Genomic DNA, 15,902 nt, shown 5'->3' on the forward strand with positions numbered 1-15,902 from the left:
CAGTTACCTGAAATTTTCTATGTTTTTTTTTAGGGCAAGCATGGCCAGATGAAGCCTTTTTTCTACTGCTTTTACGCTAATTCCTAATGTGGCTGCAATTTCTTTTTGAGGAATCTTATCAATACGGTGCATTAAAAACGCTACTTTTTGTGTTTCGTTAAGATCATCAATTGCTTTTAATAGTTTTTGTCTGAATTGCTCTTCTTCGAGTACAAATTCGGGGCTTTCGTTGGTCGCTGTAACAGGCTGCGATTGCTGCACATAATTAAGAACAACTTTTTGATGGGCGACCACTTTTAGCGATTTGTTAAATGCTACCGTGTAGAGATAAGATTTTGCCTTTTCCCATGGGACACTGCTGCAGTTTTGCCATAATTTGATAAAAGCTTCCTGTGCAGTATCATACGCCTGTTCTTCGTTGCCAAATTTATAGTATAGAAAATTACGGAGCGCTCTTTCGTGGCTTTTAAAAAATAGGGAAAAATGATTTTCGCTGCAGGTATTGTAAATTTCTTTTTCTGACATAAATGTATCCTTAGATAAAGATGTAACCTCTAGTCTGATAAAATCCCTACCTGAAAAATAAAATAAATATTTCTGGGTCGGAATGCTGATATAAATTGGGTGTTAAATTGAGCTGCAAAGATAAGGGAACGCTGATTAGCTTTGCTTAATAAACGAATTCAATAATTAATTTGCCTTATAATTCTAAAGAGATTTCCACTATTTAAAAGGCTTTCGTAACGATTTTTATTACCGATGAAAAAAAAATAATATTTTCTGGTAGGGATGAGAATAAGCCAGGGGTTATAGATACAGAAGCACGCAAAGACAACGAAACAGTCTTTGTGAATTTAAAAAAACAGAATATTAAATTAAATTATTTTATCATGACAAAAAAAATTTTTGCATTAGCCCTTTTAGCTGTAAGTGTTTTAACCACTTCTTGTGACAATGACGATGACAAATCACTTAATACAGATCCTACGCCTGCAACATCAGTTCTTGCAGTTGGCACTTGGAGAATTACAAAATTTGAAGATCGAGGTGTTAACAAAACTGCCGATTTTACCGGCTATAATTTTACTTTTAGCAATGGAAATGTATTAGCTGTAAACGGAAATGACCAAAGCTATTCAGGATCATGGTCAGTTACATCAGATGATGAACGCGATACGCCGCCGGATACTGATCTGGATTTGAATCTTTATTTTGCCAATCCACAAAGTTTTAGAATTCTTAGCGAAGATTGGGATATTATTAGTATTAGTGATACAAAGGTTGAAGTTGCTGATATAGATGATGATGGCCCATCTGACTATTTAGTGTTTGAAAGAAACTAATTATAAACGATTTCATTTTTAATTCTAAAAACTCCCGTCGATGATGGGAGTTTTTTTGTTTCAAAAATAGTAACTGAGTAGAAAGACTTTCGGATATAAAAAAATCTTGCAGCAACATGTGTTTGCATACTAAATTAAGGATAACCGTAAAAATAGGGAGATTTTACTTAAATCTCCCTATTTTTATTTATTTTTGTTTTGTAAAACTATTCATGATGATCGAAAATGCTCCAAAAGTACACTTTACTACAAAAATATTTGCATTAGTAAATAAGCCTGATATGATATTGAGAATCAAAGAGATTAATAATGAATATTTATATTGGGATAAGCTAAAATATAAAAAATTTCCAAATTTAGAACCAGAAGAGTTATGGTCAGCAGTTAAAATGGCACGTGCTGTAAATTATAAGAATATAAATTTTGGAAAGTACCACTTCAATTATGTAACTACTGATTACATTCAAAAGATTCTCCATTATTTTGACATGCACATTGGTGGTTATATGGGAGCCAAAAATGTAGTACCAGATGCTGATAAAACCAGATACTTAGTAAGTGCTATCATGGAAGAAGCAATTTCCAGCAGCCAAATTGAGGGGGCTAATACGACACGAAAAAAAGCAAAAGAAATGCTTCGCAAAGAAGTAAAACCGAAGACCAAGTCGGAACAAATGATTGTAAATAATTATTTAACTATCAAACATATTACCCAAAACCGTAATGACGATTTAACACCTGAAAGATTACTTTATATCCATGGATTAATATCATGTGATACTTTAGACGATAAAAAAGAAGAAGGTGCCTTTAGAATATCTGATGATGTTCATGTTGTTAATCATATTGACGGAGAAGTAGTGCATACACCTCCGGGTAATAAGGAACTTGAGGTATTGATCAATGATTTATGTGATTTTTTTAATACAGATACAAAAGAAACTTTTATTCACCCAATTCTTAAAGCTATTGTAATTCATTTTATGATTGGTTATATACATCCTTTTACAGATGGTAACGGAAGAACTGCTCGTGCTTTGTTTTATTGGTTTTTATTAAAAAAAGGATATTGGTTAACAGAATATTTATCTATTTCAAAAATTATTCAGGATACTAAAAGTCAATATGAGAAAGCCTATTTATATACAGAAGCAGATGTAAATGATTTGACTTACTTTATGACATATCATTTAAAAGTAATGGATAAATCTTTTGAAGCGCTGAAAGAATATATACAACTTAAACAAAAAGAAAATTTGCAAATAGCAAGTTTTATAAGAATTCCAAATGTAAATGAACGTCAAGCTCAATTATTAAAAATTATTTTTGATGAACCTGAAAGTATATTTACAGTAAAAGAAGTTGAAAATCGTTTTCAGGTATCAAAATATACCGCTAGAACGGATTTGAATACACTGGTAGAGATGAAATTTTTGGAGGCAATTCAGGTAAATAAAATCAAGCAGAATTTTGTACGTTCTGAAAATTTTGAAGCATTATTAGTAAAGTATAAGATTAAATAAGAATCAGAATTCTGAAAAGATTAATGTGTAGGGCTAAAGCTCAAAAAAAACAGAATCTATAGCCCCAGTTTGTGAATTGATAAATGATTTCGGAAATCTATTTTCACATTATTTTATTAGAGAAATTATTATATATTTGGCGCCTGAGTTATATAAATAATTGAATGGATTTACCTCCTTATTCGCCGGGACTGCACAAACTGGTTACTTTACATGTCGATAAAACGGAGAAACTTACAGCCAGTACTGATTTTGTTGTGGTAACAAATTCTATTTTAGAGAAGTACGGTTTAGAGAAGGTTGGAGTAGTGGTGCATGATTTTGAAAATAACAGTTTTACCATTTCGTTCTGCCTTAAAGAATCACATATTTGTATCCACACCTGGCCAGAATACAATCAGTTGACTTTGGACGTTTATTTGTGTAATTATCTTCAGGATAATTCGCATAAGGTGCGCAGTGTCGTGGCCGATTATATTACTTATTTTGAAGCAAAAATTATTAAGGATTTTGAAATTAACCGATAAAATATGAAAATTCCTTGTTACGATTGTAATACAGAAACCGAATTAGAGGTTGGTTTTGAAGTACTCAATTTTGTCTGTCCTAATTGTCAGAGTTTATATACTCTTGATGATCAGGGTAATTTTCGTAGAAAATCTAAATATAAAGCTGAAGCAGAAGTTATTCCGCTGTCCATTGGCGATACTGGTTTTTTAAAAGGATGCCAGTATAAAGTGACCGGTATTTTGAGAAAAAAAGTACATCCTGATTACAGATGGACAGAATTTATTCTGCAAAATGAAGCAAAAGAGTTTCTTTATCTGTCGCTTTCAAACGGGCATTGGATGATGCTTACCGAAATGGAAAAGATTGATGATTTAAAAAAAGGGACTAAAATTCTTAAGTACAATGGTGACGATTATGATTTGTTTGAACATTCAGATGCTGAAATAATTAATGCACAGGGATTTTTTGATTTTGAGATTCCGGTTAATAAATTAATTCATCTTGCTGAATTTATAAATCCGCCATACATTGTTTCGGTGGAAAAAATGAATAAGGTTCAAACAGCTTTCCATGGAGAATATGTTAAAAAGAGCGAAATAAAGAAAGCATTTCCGGGGATAACGCTGCCGTATCAGTCAGGAGTCAGTATGATTCAGCCATACCGTTTTGATCTTAGAAATACAGCTGTTATTTTCTGCCTTTTTGCTTTATTGATTATAACTGCAAACTGGTATATTTATAAAGATCAATTTCAGCAGAATGTTTTTTCGAAAACAATAAAATTTAGTGAATTTGACAACAAAGAGGTTACAAGTGATGCTTTTGTTTTAAAGGGCGGTTCAGCTCCGTTGACAATCAAGGTTTCAACAAGCTTAGATAATTCATGGGCCAACCTGAATGTTGCATTAGTGAATGAAGCTACAAATGATGAAATTTATGCTAATAAAGATATAGAGTATTATCATGGCTTTTCTGATGGGGAATCCTGGACAGAAGGAAGCCAGTCGGAAGAGTTTAATATTTGCGGGGTTAAAGCCGGAAAATACCATCTTTTGATAACACCAATGAAAGCTCCTGAAGATGTCAATAACAGCGAAATCCGGGTAAATGTAGTCTGGAACGAACCATCGAGCCGAAATGTATGGTTAGTGGTTATCGCAATGATTGTTATTTACTTCATCATACGATTTTTTAGCTATAATTTTGAAAAAGAACGCTGGTCGGATAGCTCATACTCAAAATACGAATAAATTAATATGAAAAGAATTTCTGATTTTTTTACCAATAATTGGGCTCCATTGGCAATTGGATTCTTTTGCTTTGGAGTTTATATCTATTTTGCCCTTGCAGGAAACCGAATTTGCGACTGCGAATCTACTGAAACTTACAAGTCTGCGGGAAGCCGTACATCCTATAACCGTTTTTATCACAAATAAAATTTAACAATATGGAATTTATACACGCACAGCCAATAGTGAACTCAATAATTTATTCTTTTTTAGGAATAGTTATTTTATTAATCGGATACTTTATCATCGAAAAACTGACTCCGGAAAGCACATGGAAAGAAGTTGTAGAAAAAAATAATGTTGCTGTAGCAATTGTTCTGGCAGCTTTTATCATTGGAATCTCCATGATTATTAGTGCCGCAATTCATGGGTAAAAAGTTTCTCAGGTTTGAATTTCTTTTACTGTTTGCCGTATTTATAATCGCCACCTGCGGACTAATTTACGAATTGGTTGCTGGAACGCTGGCAAGTTATTTATTGGGTGATTCGGTGAAACAATTTTCATTTATTATTGGAGTTTACCTGTTTTCGATGGGTATCGGCTCTTTTTTTTCTAAGTTTTTCCATAAAAATCTGCTCAACACTTTTGTTGAAATCGAGATATTGGTGGGACTGATTGGCGGATTGAGTTCGGTAGTTTTGTTTTTACTGTTCGAAAGCGTTGCATCATTTCAGTTTATCTTGTATTTATTTGTTTTTGTAACCGGTTTTTTGGTCGGATTGGAGATTCCGCTTTTAATGAATATTTTAAAAGACAGAGTCGAATTCAAAGATCTGGTTTCGAATGTTTTTACGTTTGATTATATCGGAGCTTTACTGGCGTCGATATTATTTCCGTTGGTTTTAGTGCCAAAATTAGGCATCATGGGAACATCGCTTTTCTTCGGAATGATCAATGTCAGTATCGCCATTGTTTTATGTTTTCTTTTGAAAAACGAATTAAAAAAGCCTTATTTCTTAAGGGTAAAAGCCATCTTTTCATTTCTACTTTTATTGACTGTTTTTGTTTTTTCAGATTCTATTCTGGCTTATTCTGAAGGCAAATTGTATGGAGAAAATATTATTTATACGAATACAACTCCGTATCAGCGAATTGTTTTGACGCATAACAAAAGTGATTATCGATTGTATTTAAACAACAATTTACAGTTTAGTTCTGCCGATGAATACCGTTATCACGAAGCTTTGGTGCATCCCGCAATGTCAATCGCCAAAAATGTAAAAAACGTTTTGGTTTTGGGCGGTGGAGATGGTTTGGCAGTTCGTGAAATATTAAAATACAAAGACGTTCAAAAAGTGACTCTGGTCGATTTGGACGAAGGAATGACAAAGCTTTTCAAAACAAACAAAGTATTGAGTAATTTTAATCAGAATTCGTTAAATAACTCAAAAGTTACTGTTATAAATACCGACGCTTATATTTGGGCTAAAAGCTGTACAGAAAAGTTTGATGTTGTCATTATAGATTTTCCGGATCCTTCCAATTACAGTTTAGGGAAATTGTATTCTTTGAACTTTTATCAAACGATAAAAACCATTTTACAGCCAGATGCAGCGGTCGTAATTCAGACGACTTCGCCTTACTTTGCTCCAAAGTCATTTTGGTGTATCAATAAAACGGTCATGCAGGTTTTTCCTCAGGTTGATGCGTATCATGCCTATGTCCCTTCTTTTGGAGAATGGGGGTATACGATTGCCATAAACGGTTTCGGAACCACTTTTAACGATGTAAAAAGACAAGTTCCAGGTCTGAAATTCTATAATTATCAGTTTGACCGGTTCAATTATTTTACCAACGATATGATTTCAAACCAAATAGAAATCAATCGTTTGGATAACCAGATTTTAGTGCGCTATTTTGATGAAGAGTGGGGAAAACTGCAATAAGGGAAGACGAAATTTCGTAAAAGGAATTGGAGCTTCATTGCTTTTAATTCCGTTTCTGCAGTTTTGTTCCGATAAAACAGCTATTCTGATGATTCGTTTATCAGGGACCAACCATCTTTTGGGGCATCGGTTATGGATTAAGGATTTTCCGAAGCCGACAGCTCAAATTCAGATTCCGTATTTGATTATCGGAGGCGGTATTTCGGGACTGAGTGCTGCCCGCCAGTTTCATAAAAAAGACATTTCAGATTTTTTGCTCCTTGAAATGGCAGATCATTTGGGCGGAAACTCTTCAAACGGGCAGAATAAATATTCAAAATATCCATTGGGAGCGCATTATTTGCCTCTTCCCAATTTTGATGATAAAGAACTGCTGCATTTTCTGGAAGAAGAAAAAATAATCCTAGGTTATAACGAAAAAGGTCTTCCGGTTTTCGATGAACTGCAATTGACTTTTGCGCCTGACGAAAGACTATTTTACAAAAATAACTGGCAGGAAGGCGTTGTTCCAAAAGAAGGAAATTCGGTTGAAGATGATAAGGAATTTATACGATTCTTTAAGGAAATGGATGCATTCAGAACAGCGAAAGGAGCAGATCAGAAATACTTATTTGATATTCCGATCTGCCTTTCTTCAACAGATAAAAACACAAGGGATTTAGATAAAATAACGATGCAGAAATGGTTTGAAAACAATAATTTCAAATCGAAACCTTTATTCAATTATATCGATTATTGCTGTAAAGATGATTTTGGATTAGGAATTGAATTCGTTTCTGCCTGGGCCGGGATTCATTATTTCGCCGGAAGAAAACAGGATTCGGTTGCTGATAAAAACGATAGCGTTTTAACATGGCCGGAAGGTAATGCCAGATTAGCCAGTCATCTTAAAAAATATACTGAAAAGAAAACCCTGAAAAACCATTTGGTTTATGAGGTAAAAGTGGAAAATAATAAAGTGGTTGCCAAAGCATTTGATGATGTTAAAAAAGTTTCAGTAGAAATCATTGCAGACAAAGTTATTATGGCAACACCGCAGTTTGTCAATCAGTATTTGATGAAAAACCGTAAAGAATTTACAAAGAGATTTCATTATACACCCTGGCTTTTGGCAACTTTAACGGTAAATGATTTGCCGGATAATTTTAGTTTTCCGCTTTCGTGGGATAATGTGATTTATGACGCCAAAGGTTTGGGTTATGTGTATGCTCAGCACCAAACGCTGAATCAGGTTCAGGAGAAAAAAGTAATTACCTATTATTATAGTTTTTCATCAGGTAATTTGAAGAAAACCCGAAAAGAAATCTATAAAAAAGACAAAGAATACTGGAAGCAGATTGTCTTTGATGACCTGAAAATTGCGCATCCGGATATTGAAGAATATACTGAAGAAATGGAAGTTTTTATTTTAGGTCACGGGATGATTTCGCCAGTACCTGATTTTATTTTTGGTCAGGCCAAAGAGAATGCCGCAAAAAACATCGAAAACCGAATTTATTTTGCGCACACCGACCTGTCTGGAATCTCCATTTTTGAAGAAGCTTTTCATCAGGGAATTAATGCTGTAAACCAAATTTTAAATGATGCAACCCTGGATTCATAAAGCCAAAACAGATTTACTGTTTATCATCGGGCCGTCATTTTTTGTGCTGGCAATAATTTTTGTTTTTCAGGATTACATAACTGAGATAGAAAATGATTATTCTTTTTATACCTGGCTTTTTTTAATTGTTTTTATCGATGTAGCCCACGTTTATGCGACTTTGTTTAAAACGTATTTTGTTGCAGATGAATTTCAGAAAAAGAAGAAACTGCTAATTCTTCTGCCGATTGTTTGTTTTGTGATAAGCATGGTTTTATTTTCTTTCGGGAGTCTTGTTTTTTGGTCTTTTCTGGCTTATGTAGCGGTCTTTCATTTTATAAGACAGCAATATGGTTTTATGCGTTTGTATGCTCGTAATGAAGAAAAAAAGAAGACTTCTGTTATAATTGATAATCTGGCGATTTATGCGGCAACCGTTTACCCAATGCTGTTTTGGTTTTTGTCTCCAGACAGAAAATTTAACTGGTTTGTTGAAAATGAATTTTTTCATTTTGAAAATCAAAAATTACTAAATATTCTGTTTTGGATTTACATCGGGATTTTGATGTTGTATGCAGTTTGCACGGCTTTTATTTCGATTAAAAATCGCTTTTTTAACATACCCAAAAACAGTATTATTTTGGGAACAGCATTGTCGTGGTATTTCGGAATTGTCTATTTTAATGATGATCTTGTTTTTACTTTGCTTAATGTAGTCTCACATGGAATTCCGTATATGGCGTTGGTTTATTTTAGAGAAGTTGAAAGCAAAGTTGATAACGGTTCAGGAGTTTTTGGCTTTTTGAAAAATTACAATGCCGTATTTATTTATGGACTGATTTTATTGATAATTGCTTTTTCAGAAGAATTTCTCTGGGAATTTTTTGTGTGGAATGAAAATATTTCCGTGAGTAATTTAGATTTCTCAGGCTGGCAGTTTGTACTGGTTCCGTTGTTGAGTGTACCTCAGTTTACGCATTATTTGCTTGATGGTTTTATTTGGAAGTCTAAGAAAGCTGTATGATTGATACGAATTATTTTATATTTTAATATTATGAAAAAACAAATTATACTTTTAAATTTTATATTCATATTAATTTCCTGTTCTAAAAAACAAGAAACCAGATCATTACCTTTTGATGATCAAGAGGTTAAGTCATTGCTTTCTAATAATCAGGAAGTCAAGCCATTTCCTTTTGATAATTTTGTTTTTACTTCAGCAGACTCACTTCAGATCAATTCAATAAAATTTGCAAAAAGCGATACGATTTATGCTCATAAAAGTGATCCATATCCAATAGAAAACGCTTATGCAATCCTTAAATCAGAAGAAAGAGAAAAACTTATTAAATTATTTAACGGAATAGATTTTACAAAGTTTGGTAGTATTTATACAGAAGAGCATTTGTATGGCCGTCAGGCTTATGTTTTGGGTATTTCTACAGGAGATAAGCGAAAAAGGATTTCTTTATATGGAAATAAATTTCCAAAAGAGCTTAAAATATTCATAGGTTCATTAGAACAAATAAATGCCAAATTAAAATTTCTCCCAACAAAAAAAGTTTTAGACTTTGGTGATTTAGGGCATCTTTCGGCTCCACCTCCGCCTCCGCCAATGTAAAAAAATGCGTTCTTTAAATTGAAAATTCTCTAATTTAGCCCCGATAGGAATGATATCCTTTTGTGGCGGGGTTCGCCACAAAAGATAAAATGGATAGCGGGACTATATGTGTTTTGAAAACAGATTGTCTGCTGCCTAAAATTAATAAACTAATCCTGCAATGCTATTTTGGCTTTGGGTAAAAGTCGCTCAACAAACGCCGCATAAGCAGATTCTGAAGGATGCAAACCATCTGAGGCAACCAGATTTGTATTGCTGAGACCTTGTCTTGTGATATCGGTAATTCCAACAAAAACTATTTCATTTGCCTTGCAATAATTTTCAGCAAAATTATTGTACTGATTTATTTCTGCGGAGATTTTTGTCTTTTGGCTATCACTTAAATTTTTTGCATAAGGAGTGTAAGCATAATCCGGAATCGAAACAACAATCACGTTTTTCTTATCGCCTTTTGCGAACATAATGGCTTTGTTTGCCAGTTCCGGAAATTCTTTTTCATACAAAGAGAAATCTTTTCCCTGATATTGGTTGTTGACACCAATTAACAATGTTACCAAATCATAATTGGATTCGGGTTTTTGCTGGTTTATGGCCGAAATTAAATTGGTGGTTGTCCAGCCTGTGGTAGCAATTACTTTTAATGAAAAATTGGTTTGTGTATAAAACATTTTTAAGCTCGTTTTGAGCTGTTCCGGAAATCGGCATGTTTCGCAAACGCTTTGACCAATCGTATAACTGTCTCCCAAGGCTAAATAATTTATGGATTTAGCAATGGGTCCGCTTGGAATTTCCGGATTTGGGACTGATGGCGGTGGTGTAACGGGTACGGGAGTAACAGCGGTTTCAGTATTTGATTCGTCTGTACTGCAACTCAAAAGAAATATAGAAAGTAAAACAATAACTATTTGTTTGAACTGTGGTTTCATAATTTGGATAAATTAGATTTTGCATCATTTCTAAACAAATAGTTACGTTAAAAAAGTAATTATGGTTTTAAACCATTTCAGCTTTCATCGAAATTTCTTCTTCAATGGCATTCCAAAGACCAATACGTTTTTCTAAAGCAAGAATTGAAATTTCTTCAACATCGGACCATTTTTCAGCATCATTTCCGCATAAATCCGTAATCATTTGCATGGCCATTGGTCCGTGTTCATCGGCATCCAATTCAATATGTCTTTCGAAATAATACAGTAATTTGCTTAAATCGGTTTCCGGAAGATTTTTTTGAAAGTTCTTTAAGATTTGGGTAAACATAGCCGGAATTAGGTCTTCTCGTCCAAAAGTAAAGGCAGCGGCAATTTCATGCGGTTTTCCCTGTTCAATAACTCTGAAGGTGAAATCTAAAAATGATTTTACATCCGGATGTAATGAACTTTGTTTGATGGCCACAAAAATATTATGAAGCGAATTTACTTCGGATAAAAATTTGTTAATTGCTGTAGTATCAGCGCCACAATCTTCCATAGCTTCGAAATACATTTCGTAATGACTTTGTCTTCTTCCGTCAATAGTCAGGTCAGTTTCTTCGGCAAGAACAATTTCGTTGATTAAATATCGGGTTTCTGGATTTTTTGTTGGAAACCACGGCGTAGTTGTGCAGGTAAGTTTAGCCTGTAAAGCCTTTAATAATGACATAAAGTCCCAAACTGCAAAAACATGACTTTCTAAAAAACGGTGTAAGTCATCAATGCTTTGAATTTTATTGTACAAAGAATGCTGTAAAAGCATTTCCTTTTGAGGAAGAATGCGATTGTTGATGGTTTCAATATTCATAGACGTGGTATTTTTGGTAAATATAAAAAAGCTTCCCGATTAGAAGAAGCTTTTGGTATTGATTTTCAATATATTTTAATAAAGTATTGTTATTTGAATGCCGAAAGTCCCGTAACATCCATGCCTGTTATCAATAAGTGAATGTCATGAGTGCCTTCGTAGGTAATAACACTTTCGAGATTCATCATGTGACGCATGATCGAATATTCGCCGGTAATTCCCATTCCGCCCAGCATTTGTCTGGCTTCGCGTGCGATATGAATAGCCATATCTACATTGTTACGTTTTGCCATTGAGATCTGAGCTGTCGTTGCTTTTCCTTCGTTTCTTAAAACTCCTAAACGCCAGGTTAATAATTGAGCTTTTGTGATTTCGGTAATCATTTCGGCTAATTTCTTCTGTTGCAACTGAGTTCCTCCGATAGGTTTTCCAAACTGGATTCTTTCTTTAGCATAACGCAAAGCCGTGTCGTAACAGTCCATTGCTGCTCCGATTGCTCCCCAGGCAATGCCATATCGTGCCGAATCTAAACAGCCAAGCGGGGCGCCTAATCCTGATTTATTGGGTAATAAATTTTCTTTAGGAACTTTTACGTTGTCAAAAATCAACTCACCTGTAGATGATGCACGAAGTGACCATTTATTATGGGTTTCAGGTGTTGTAAAACCTTCCATACCGCGTTCTACGATTAATCCGTGGATTCTTCCTTCTTCATTTTTCGCCCAAACTACTGCAATATCGGCAAACGGTGCATTCGAAATCCACATTTTGGCACCATTTAAAAGATAATGATCGCCCATATCCTTAAAATTGGTAATCATGCTTCCGGGATCAGAACCGTGGTCGGGTTCTGTTAATCCAAAACATCCCATGAACTCTCCAGTGGCCAGTTTTGGTAAATATTTGATACGTTGTTCCTCATTTCCGTATTTCCAGATTGGATACATAACTAATGAAGACTGAACAGATGAAGTAGATCGCACGCCTGAATCACCACGTTCAATTTCCTGCATGATCAATCCGTATGAAATTTGGTCTAAGCCGGCTCCTCCATATTCAACCGGAATATAAGGTCCAAATCCGCCAATCTCTCCAAGACCTTTTATGATTTGCTTTGGGAATTCTGCTCTTTGGGCATATTCTTCTATGATAGGAGAAACTTCACGCTTTACCCATGCACGTGCAGACTCGCGAACCAGTTTGTGTTCGTCTGTTAGTAAATCATCCAGGTTGTAATAATCGGGTGCTTGAAATAAATCTGGTTTCATGGTGCGATAGTTTTATAAATACAAATCTACATAAAGAAATATAACAAAACTAATAGTTAATGTTGTAAAAATAAAATACCTAGCTTGTTTAGGTGTAGAAAAGTAAGTAAATAGATTTTTTAGTGGATTTGAATGACCTGAAGATTAAAAGCAGGGATTACATTTTAAGGTAAAAATCTTTTGTCAATTCAATATATTCCGGTGTATACACATGTCGGTCGATTTCAATAACCAATTCATCGATTTCAGCTTCCTGATTTTCATTTCGGCTAAAAGCGAGTAAACTTCTTTTAATTTCTGAAGTTGGAGTTCCCTTTACGCGTGTAATTTTGGCTGGATATAATTCAGATTCTTTGGCTAAAGCAATAAAGCTTTTTTCTTCTTTGAATGGAAGAATTATAGCAAATATTCCGTTTTCAGATAGGAATAAATCAGCAGCTTCAATCAAATCTTCAAAAGGCATGGCATCCTGAAAACGTGCCAAATCACGTTGTTCGTTTGATGTTTTATAATCTTCGGAATAAAAGGGCGGATTTGAAACAATCAAATCGTATTCGTCTTCCGGTTCGTCTATAAATTCATCTAATCCTGCATGAAAGCAGAATAAACGATCTCCCCAGGGAGAGTTTTCAAAATTTTCTACTGCTTGTTCGTAGGCATCTTCATCAATTTCAAGAGCATCGATTTGCTGTGCATGCGTTCGCTGAGCAAGCATTAGAGCAATAATTCCAGTTCCTGAGCCAATGTCTAAAATACTAAACGGATTATTAGAAATTGGAGCCCACGCACCCAATAAAACACCATCTGTTCCAACTTTCATAGCGGTTTTATCTTGCTGGACACTAAATTGCTTAAACTGAAACATAATGATTTAAGAATGATGATTAACGATTCTTGATTTTTGATTTTCCTTGAAAGGAACCAATATTGTTAATTCGAATAATCTAAAAGTCCAACAATCTAAGAAGTCTAAAATCTAATTACAAGTACATTTCCACCAATCCTTCTGGCAGATCCATGATTACTTTTTTATTTTCCCGGTCAATTTTTACAAGAAAATGATCAATCATTGGAATTAAGATCTCTACTTCACCATTTAAAACTTCGAAAAGAGGTTGTGCAGAAGAATCGTTAATCGAAGTTATTTTTCCGAAAACGCCTAAACGCTGGTCTTCGATTTCGAAACCTATAACTTCGTGGAAATAAAATTTGTTGCCTGTAAGTTTTGGCAGCATAGTTAAAGGAAGATAAACAGCATTACCAATAAGGGCATCAGCATCTTCTTCGGTATTTACATCTTCAAAACGAACTCTTAAAAAATCGTTTTTGTGTATAGAACTTGTTTCAATAAAAAAAGGAACCAAGTGTTTGTTGTGCTCAACAAACACTGATTCCAGATTTTCGTATAACTCAGGTTCGTCTGTGTCTAAATAGATCAGAACTTCACCTTTGAAACTAAATTTTTTAGCGATTTTACCTAAATAAAAACATTCTTCTTTACGCATTATCGCCAGATAAAATTATGCTTCAGTTGTTTCGTTATTCTCTTCAGAAGCTTCTTCAGCAGCTTCTACTTCAGCAACTTCTTCTGTCGCTTCAGCAGCAGATGCAGCAGCGATAGCATCAGCTTCAGCCTGAGCTGCAGCAGCTAAACGTTTGGCATTTACTTCTTGTTCTGCTTTTAAAGCTTTAGCTTTAACATCAGCTTGTGCTTTTGTTAAACCGTCTTTTTTAGCATCAACTTTTCCAGCTTTAGCTTCTAACCAGGCAGCTAATTTTGCGTCAGCTTGTTCCTGAGTTAAAGCTCCTTTACGAATACCTCCATCAAGGTGGTGTTTCAATAAAGCTCCTTTGTAAGAAAGGATAGCTCTTGCAGTATCAGTTGGTTGTGCACCATTGTGTAACCATTTTACAGCGCTATCAAGGTTTAAATCGATAGTTGCAGGGTTAGTGTTTGGATTGTAAGTACCAATTTTCTCTAAGTATTTACCATCTCTTTTTGAGCGTGCATCTGCAGCTACAACCCAGTAAAAAGGTTTTCCTTTTTTACCGTGTCTTTGTAATCTAATTTTTACTGACATAATCGTATGATTAAATTTTGAGGTACTCGACCTCTGTTAATTAAGGGCGCAAAGATATAATTTTTTTCTGAATTGTAGGTTCAAAAAGACATTAAATATAAGAAGAGTAGAATTTTCAGATTTTTGAATGTTTAGATCCCAAATTTAGATTCTAATATAATGCCTTTTGCTTTAAATTATTTTAATGAATTACGTCATAATTTATATAAAAAACTATGGAATTGGTTTCCATATGGATTTTAATAAAATTTCGGTTTCTCATTAATTGATTATTTTTATAGCAATATATTGTGATAAAATCAAAATAAAAACATAAATAAGCTAATATATAGTAGATTACAAAAAAATAAGATTACATTTGTTTTATTATTATAAATAAGTACATATGAACATTTTTGTTGGAAGCCTTCCATTCAGTATTGAGGAAGCAGATTTAAGAGAGTCTTTCGAGGCTTACGGAGCAGTAGATTCAGTTAAGATCATTACTGATAAATTTACTGGAAGAAGCAAAGGATTTGGTTTTGTTGAGATGCCAAACGATAGCGAAGCTCAAAAAGCAATTGATGAATTGAACGGTGCAACTGTTCAGGGACGTGCAATTGTTGTTAATAAATCTGAGCCAAAACCTGAAGGTGAAAGAAGAAGCTTCAATAATAACAGCCGTGGTGGAGATTCACGCGGAGGTTATGGTGGAGGAAACAGCCGTGGTGGAAATGACCGTGGTGGTAACAGAGGAGGATATTAATATTTTTTTCTAAATATATAAAAGGCGTCAATGAAAATTGACGCCTTTTTTGTTCATAAACTATTTTTGTGAAGCTTTTTTAGAATAGATATTATTTCCAAAGATAAACGCGGAGAAGACAAAAGGCATTATTGGTGAAATTTGATAAAAAAGATTTACACCTGATTTAAAACCATCTGTTAAAATGTTATTTATGCCTAAACCAATAAAAAATAGGCAGGTAATAAAAAGTAAAAACTGTATTTTTAAGTTTATTTTTATCATAATTGATTTTTAG

At 34.2% G+C, this 15,902-nt stretch carries 18 protein-coding genes; 11 read left to right on the forward strand and 7 right to left on the reverse strand.

The window, feature by feature from the left end:
- Positions 1 to 3 precede the first annotated feature (3 nt).
- Positions 4 to 525 carry an RNA polymerase sigma factor gene (locus JE46_RS04720; RefSeq protein ID WP_031454112.1) on the reverse strand — a complete coding sequence of 174 codons (522 nt, stop codon included), beginning with the start codon at positions 523 to 525 and terminating at the stop codon, positions 4 to 6.
- Positions 526 to 890: 365 nt separating this feature from the next.
- Between JE46_RS04720 and JE46_RS04725 the strand changes: the two genes are divergently transcribed.
- The 10 genes from JE46_RS04725 to JE46_RS04770 all read left to right on the forward strand — a co-directional run bounded on the left by JE46_RS04725 (position 891) and on the right by JE46_RS04770 (position 9,755).
- On the forward strand, positions 891 to 1,343 hold the full coding sequence (locus JE46_RS04725; protein ID WP_035136427.1) for a hypothetical protein: 453 nt from the start codon (positions 891 to 893) through the stop codon (positions 1,341 to 1,343).
- A gap of 212 nt (positions 1,344 to 1,555) precedes the next feature.
- Positions 1,556 to 2,866 (forward strand): Fic family protein, encoded by a 1,311-nt coding sequence (locus JE46_RS04730; RefSeq protein WP_236010645.1) that lies wholly within the window; start codon positions 1,556 to 1,558, stop codon positions 2,864 to 2,866.
- A gap of 164 nt (positions 2,867 to 3,030) precedes the next feature.
- Positions 3,031 to 3,393, forward strand: a complete 363-nt coding sequence (locus tag JE46_RS04735; RefSeq protein ID WP_031454115.1) for an S-adenosylmethionine decarboxylase family protein — start codon at positions 3,031 to 3,033, stop codon at positions 3,391 to 3,393.
- Between the two features lie 3 nt (positions 3,394 to 3,396).
- Positions 3,397 to 4,626, forward strand: coding sequence for a DUF4178 domain-containing protein (locus JE46_RS04740; protein ID WP_031454116.1), 1,230 nt, complete (start codon positions 3,397 to 3,399; stop codon positions 4,624 to 4,626).
- Positions 4,627 to 4,632: 6 nt separating this feature from the next.
- Positions 4,633 to 4,812: a hypothetical protein gene (locus tag JE46_RS04745; protein ID WP_035136428.1), complete on the forward strand. Its 180-nt coding sequence runs from the start codon at positions 4,633 to 4,635 to the stop codon at positions 4,810 to 4,812.
- Positions 4,813 to 4,823: 11 nt separating this feature from the next.
- Entirely contained in the window at positions 4,824 to 5,039 is a 216-nt protein-coding gene (locus tag JE46_RS04750) for a DUF350 domain-containing protein (protein ID WP_031454117.1), read from the forward strand.
- Positions 5,032 to 6,552 (forward strand): polyamine aminopropyltransferase, encoded by a 1,521-nt coding sequence (locus tag JE46_RS04755; RefSeq protein ID WP_031454118.1) that lies wholly within the window; start codon positions 5,032 to 5,034, stop codon positions 6,550 to 6,552. The genes JE46_RS04750 and JE46_RS04755 overlap by 8 nt, the downstream gene beginning before the upstream one ends.
- Positions 6,527 to 8,155 (forward strand): NAD(P)/FAD-dependent oxidoreductase, encoded by a 1,629-nt coding sequence (locus JE46_RS04760; RefSeq protein WP_031454119.1) that lies wholly within the window; start codon positions 6,527 to 6,529, stop codon positions 8,153 to 8,155. The genes JE46_RS04755 and JE46_RS04760 overlap by 26 nt, the downstream gene beginning before the upstream one ends.
- Positions 8,133 to 9,158: a hypothetical protein gene (locus tag JE46_RS04765; protein WP_031454120.1), complete on the forward strand. Its 1,026-nt coding sequence runs from the start codon at positions 8,133 to 8,135 to the stop codon at positions 9,156 to 9,158. Before JE46_RS04760 ends, JE46_RS04765 begins: the two co-directional genes overlap by 23 nt.
- 30 nt (positions 9,159 to 9,188) lie before the next feature.
- The gene (locus JE46_RS04770; RefSeq protein WP_031454121.1) at positions 9,189 to 9,755 is read left to right on the forward strand and encodes a hypothetical protein; all 567 of its coding nucleotides are present in this window, start codon (positions 9,189 to 9,191) and stop codon (positions 9,753 to 9,755) included.
- A gap of 149 nt (positions 9,756 to 9,904) precedes the next feature.
- Here JE46_RS04770 and JE46_RS04775 read toward each other — a convergent pair whose 3' ends face one another.
- The 6 genes from JE46_RS04775 to JE46_RS04800 form a co-directional block, all read right to left on the reverse strand.
- The gene (locus JE46_RS04775) at positions 9,905 to 10,681 is read right to left on the reverse strand and encodes an SGNH/GDSL hydrolase family protein (RefSeq protein WP_031454122.1); all 777 of its coding nucleotides are present in this window, start codon (positions 10,679 to 10,681) and stop codon (positions 9,905 to 9,907) included.
- A gap of 67 nt (positions 10,682 to 10,748) precedes the next feature.
- The gene (locus JE46_RS04780) at positions 10,749 to 11,531 is read right to left on the reverse strand and encodes a DUF3050 domain-containing protein (RefSeq protein WP_031454123.1); all 783 of its coding nucleotides are present in this window, start codon (positions 11,529 to 11,531) and stop codon (positions 10,749 to 10,751) included.
- Between the two features lie 89 nt (positions 11,532 to 11,620).
- On the reverse strand, positions 11,621 to 12,799 hold the full coding sequence (locus tag JE46_RS04785) for an acyl-CoA dehydrogenase family protein (RefSeq protein ID WP_031454124.1): 1,179 nt from the start codon (positions 12,797 to 12,799) through the stop codon (positions 11,621 to 11,623).
- A gap of 157 nt (positions 12,800 to 12,956) precedes the next feature.
- On the reverse strand, positions 12,957 to 13,664 hold the full coding sequence (locus tag JE46_RS04790; protein WP_031454125.1) for a tRNA1(Val) (adenine(37)-N6)-methyltransferase: 708 nt from the start codon (positions 13,662 to 13,664) through the stop codon (positions 12,957 to 12,959).
- A 115-nt stretch (positions 13,665 to 13,779) separates the two neighbouring features.
- On the reverse strand, positions 13,780 to 14,304 hold the full coding sequence (gene rimM / locus JE46_RS04795; RefSeq protein WP_031454126.1) for a ribosome maturation factor RimM: 525 nt from the start codon (positions 14,302 to 14,304) through the stop codon (positions 13,780 to 13,782).
- A 15-nt stretch (positions 14,305 to 14,319) separates the two neighbouring features.
- Positions 14,320 to 14,880 (reverse strand): 30S ribosomal protein S16, encoded by a 561-nt coding sequence (locus JE46_RS04800; RefSeq protein ID WP_031454127.1) that lies wholly within the window; start codon positions 14,878 to 14,880, stop codon positions 14,320 to 14,322.
- A 385-nt stretch (positions 14,881 to 15,265) separates the two neighbouring features.
- Here JE46_RS04800 and JE46_RS04805 point away from each other — a divergent pair, with 385 nt between their 5' ends.
- Entirely contained in the window at positions 15,266 to 15,625 is a 360-nt protein-coding gene (locus tag JE46_RS04805; RefSeq protein ID WP_031454128.1) for an RNA recognition motif domain-containing protein, read from the forward strand.
- The last annotated feature ends 277 nt before the right edge of the window (positions 15,626 to 15,902 follow it).

This window comes from Flavobacterium chungangense LMG 26729, assembly GCF_000735715.2.
GTDB lineage: Bacteria > Bacteroidota > Bacteroidia > Flavobacteriales > Flavobacteriaceae > Flavobacterium > Flavobacterium chungangense.

What these genes read in the sequence shown, in the direction of transcription:
- JE46_RS04720 (WP_031454112.1), bottom strand. Translation starts at nt 525, where the DNA reads ATGTCAGAAAAAGAAATTTACAATACCTGCAGCGAAAATCATTTTTCC.
- JE46_RS04725 (WP_035136427.1), top strand. Translation starts at nt 891, where the DNA reads ATGACAAAAAAAATTTTTGCATTAGCCCTTTTAGCTGTAAGTGTTTTA.
- JE46_RS04730 (WP_236010645.1), top strand. Translation starts at nt 1,556, where the DNA reads ATGATGATCGAAAATGCTCCAAAAGTACACTTTACTACAAAAATATTT.
- JE46_RS04735 (WP_031454115.1), top strand. Translation starts at nt 3,031, where the DNA reads ATGGATTTACCTCCTTATTCGCCGGGACTGCACAAACTGGTTACTTTA.
- JE46_RS04740 (WP_031454116.1), top strand. Translation starts at nt 3,397, where the DNA reads ATGAAAATTCCTTGTTACGATTGTAATACAGAAACCGAATTAGAGGTT.
- JE46_RS04745 (WP_035136428.1), top strand. Translation starts at nt 4,633, where the DNA reads ATGAAAAGAATTTCTGATTTTTTTACCAATAATTGGGCTCCATTGGCA.
- JE46_RS04750 (WP_031454117.1), top strand. Translation starts at nt 4,824, where the DNA reads ATGGAATTTATACACGCACAGCCAATAGTGAACTCAATAATTTATTCT.
- JE46_RS04755 (WP_031454118.1), top strand. Translation starts at nt 5,032, where the DNA reads ATGGGTAAAAAGTTTCTCAGGTTTGAATTTCTTTTACTGTTTGCCGTA.
- JE46_RS04760 (WP_031454119.1), top strand. Translation starts at nt 6,527, where the DNA reads ATGAAGAGTGGGGAAAACTGCAATAAGGGAAGACGAAATTTCGTAAAA.
- JE46_RS04765 (WP_031454120.1), top strand. Translation starts at nt 8,133, where the DNA reads ATGATGCAACCCTGGATTCATAAAGCCAAAACAGATTTACTGTTTATC.
- JE46_RS04770 (WP_031454121.1), top strand. Translation starts at nt 9,189, where the DNA reads ATGAAAAAACAAATTATACTTTTAAATTTTATATTCATATTAATTTCC.
- JE46_RS04775 (WP_031454122.1), bottom strand. Translation starts at nt 10,681, where the DNA reads ATGAAACCACAGTTCAAACAAATAGTTATTGTTTTACTTTCTATATTT.
- JE46_RS04780 (WP_031454123.1), bottom strand. Translation starts at nt 11,531, where the DNA reads ATGAATATTGAAACCATCAACAATCGCATTCTTCCTCAAAAGGAAATG.
- JE46_RS04785 (WP_031454124.1), bottom strand. Translation starts at nt 12,799, where the DNA reads ATGAAACCAGATTTATTTCAAGCACCCGATTATTACAACCTGGATGAT.
- JE46_RS04790 (WP_031454125.1), bottom strand. Translation starts at nt 13,664, where the DNA reads ATGTTTCAGTTTAAGCAATTTAGTGTCCAGCAAGATAAAACCGCTATG.
- rimM (WP_031454126.1), bottom strand. Translation starts at nt 14,304, where the DNA reads ATGCGTAAAGAAGAATGTTTTTATTTAGGTAAAATCGCTAAAAAATTT.
- JE46_RS04800 (WP_031454127.1), bottom strand. Translation starts at nt 14,880, where the DNA reads ATGTCAGTAAAAATTAGATTACAAAGACACGGTAAAAAAGGAAAACCT.
- JE46_RS04805 (WP_031454128.1), top strand. Translation starts at nt 15,266, where the DNA reads ATGAACATTTTTGTTGGAAGCCTTCCATTCAGTATTGAGGAAGCAGAT.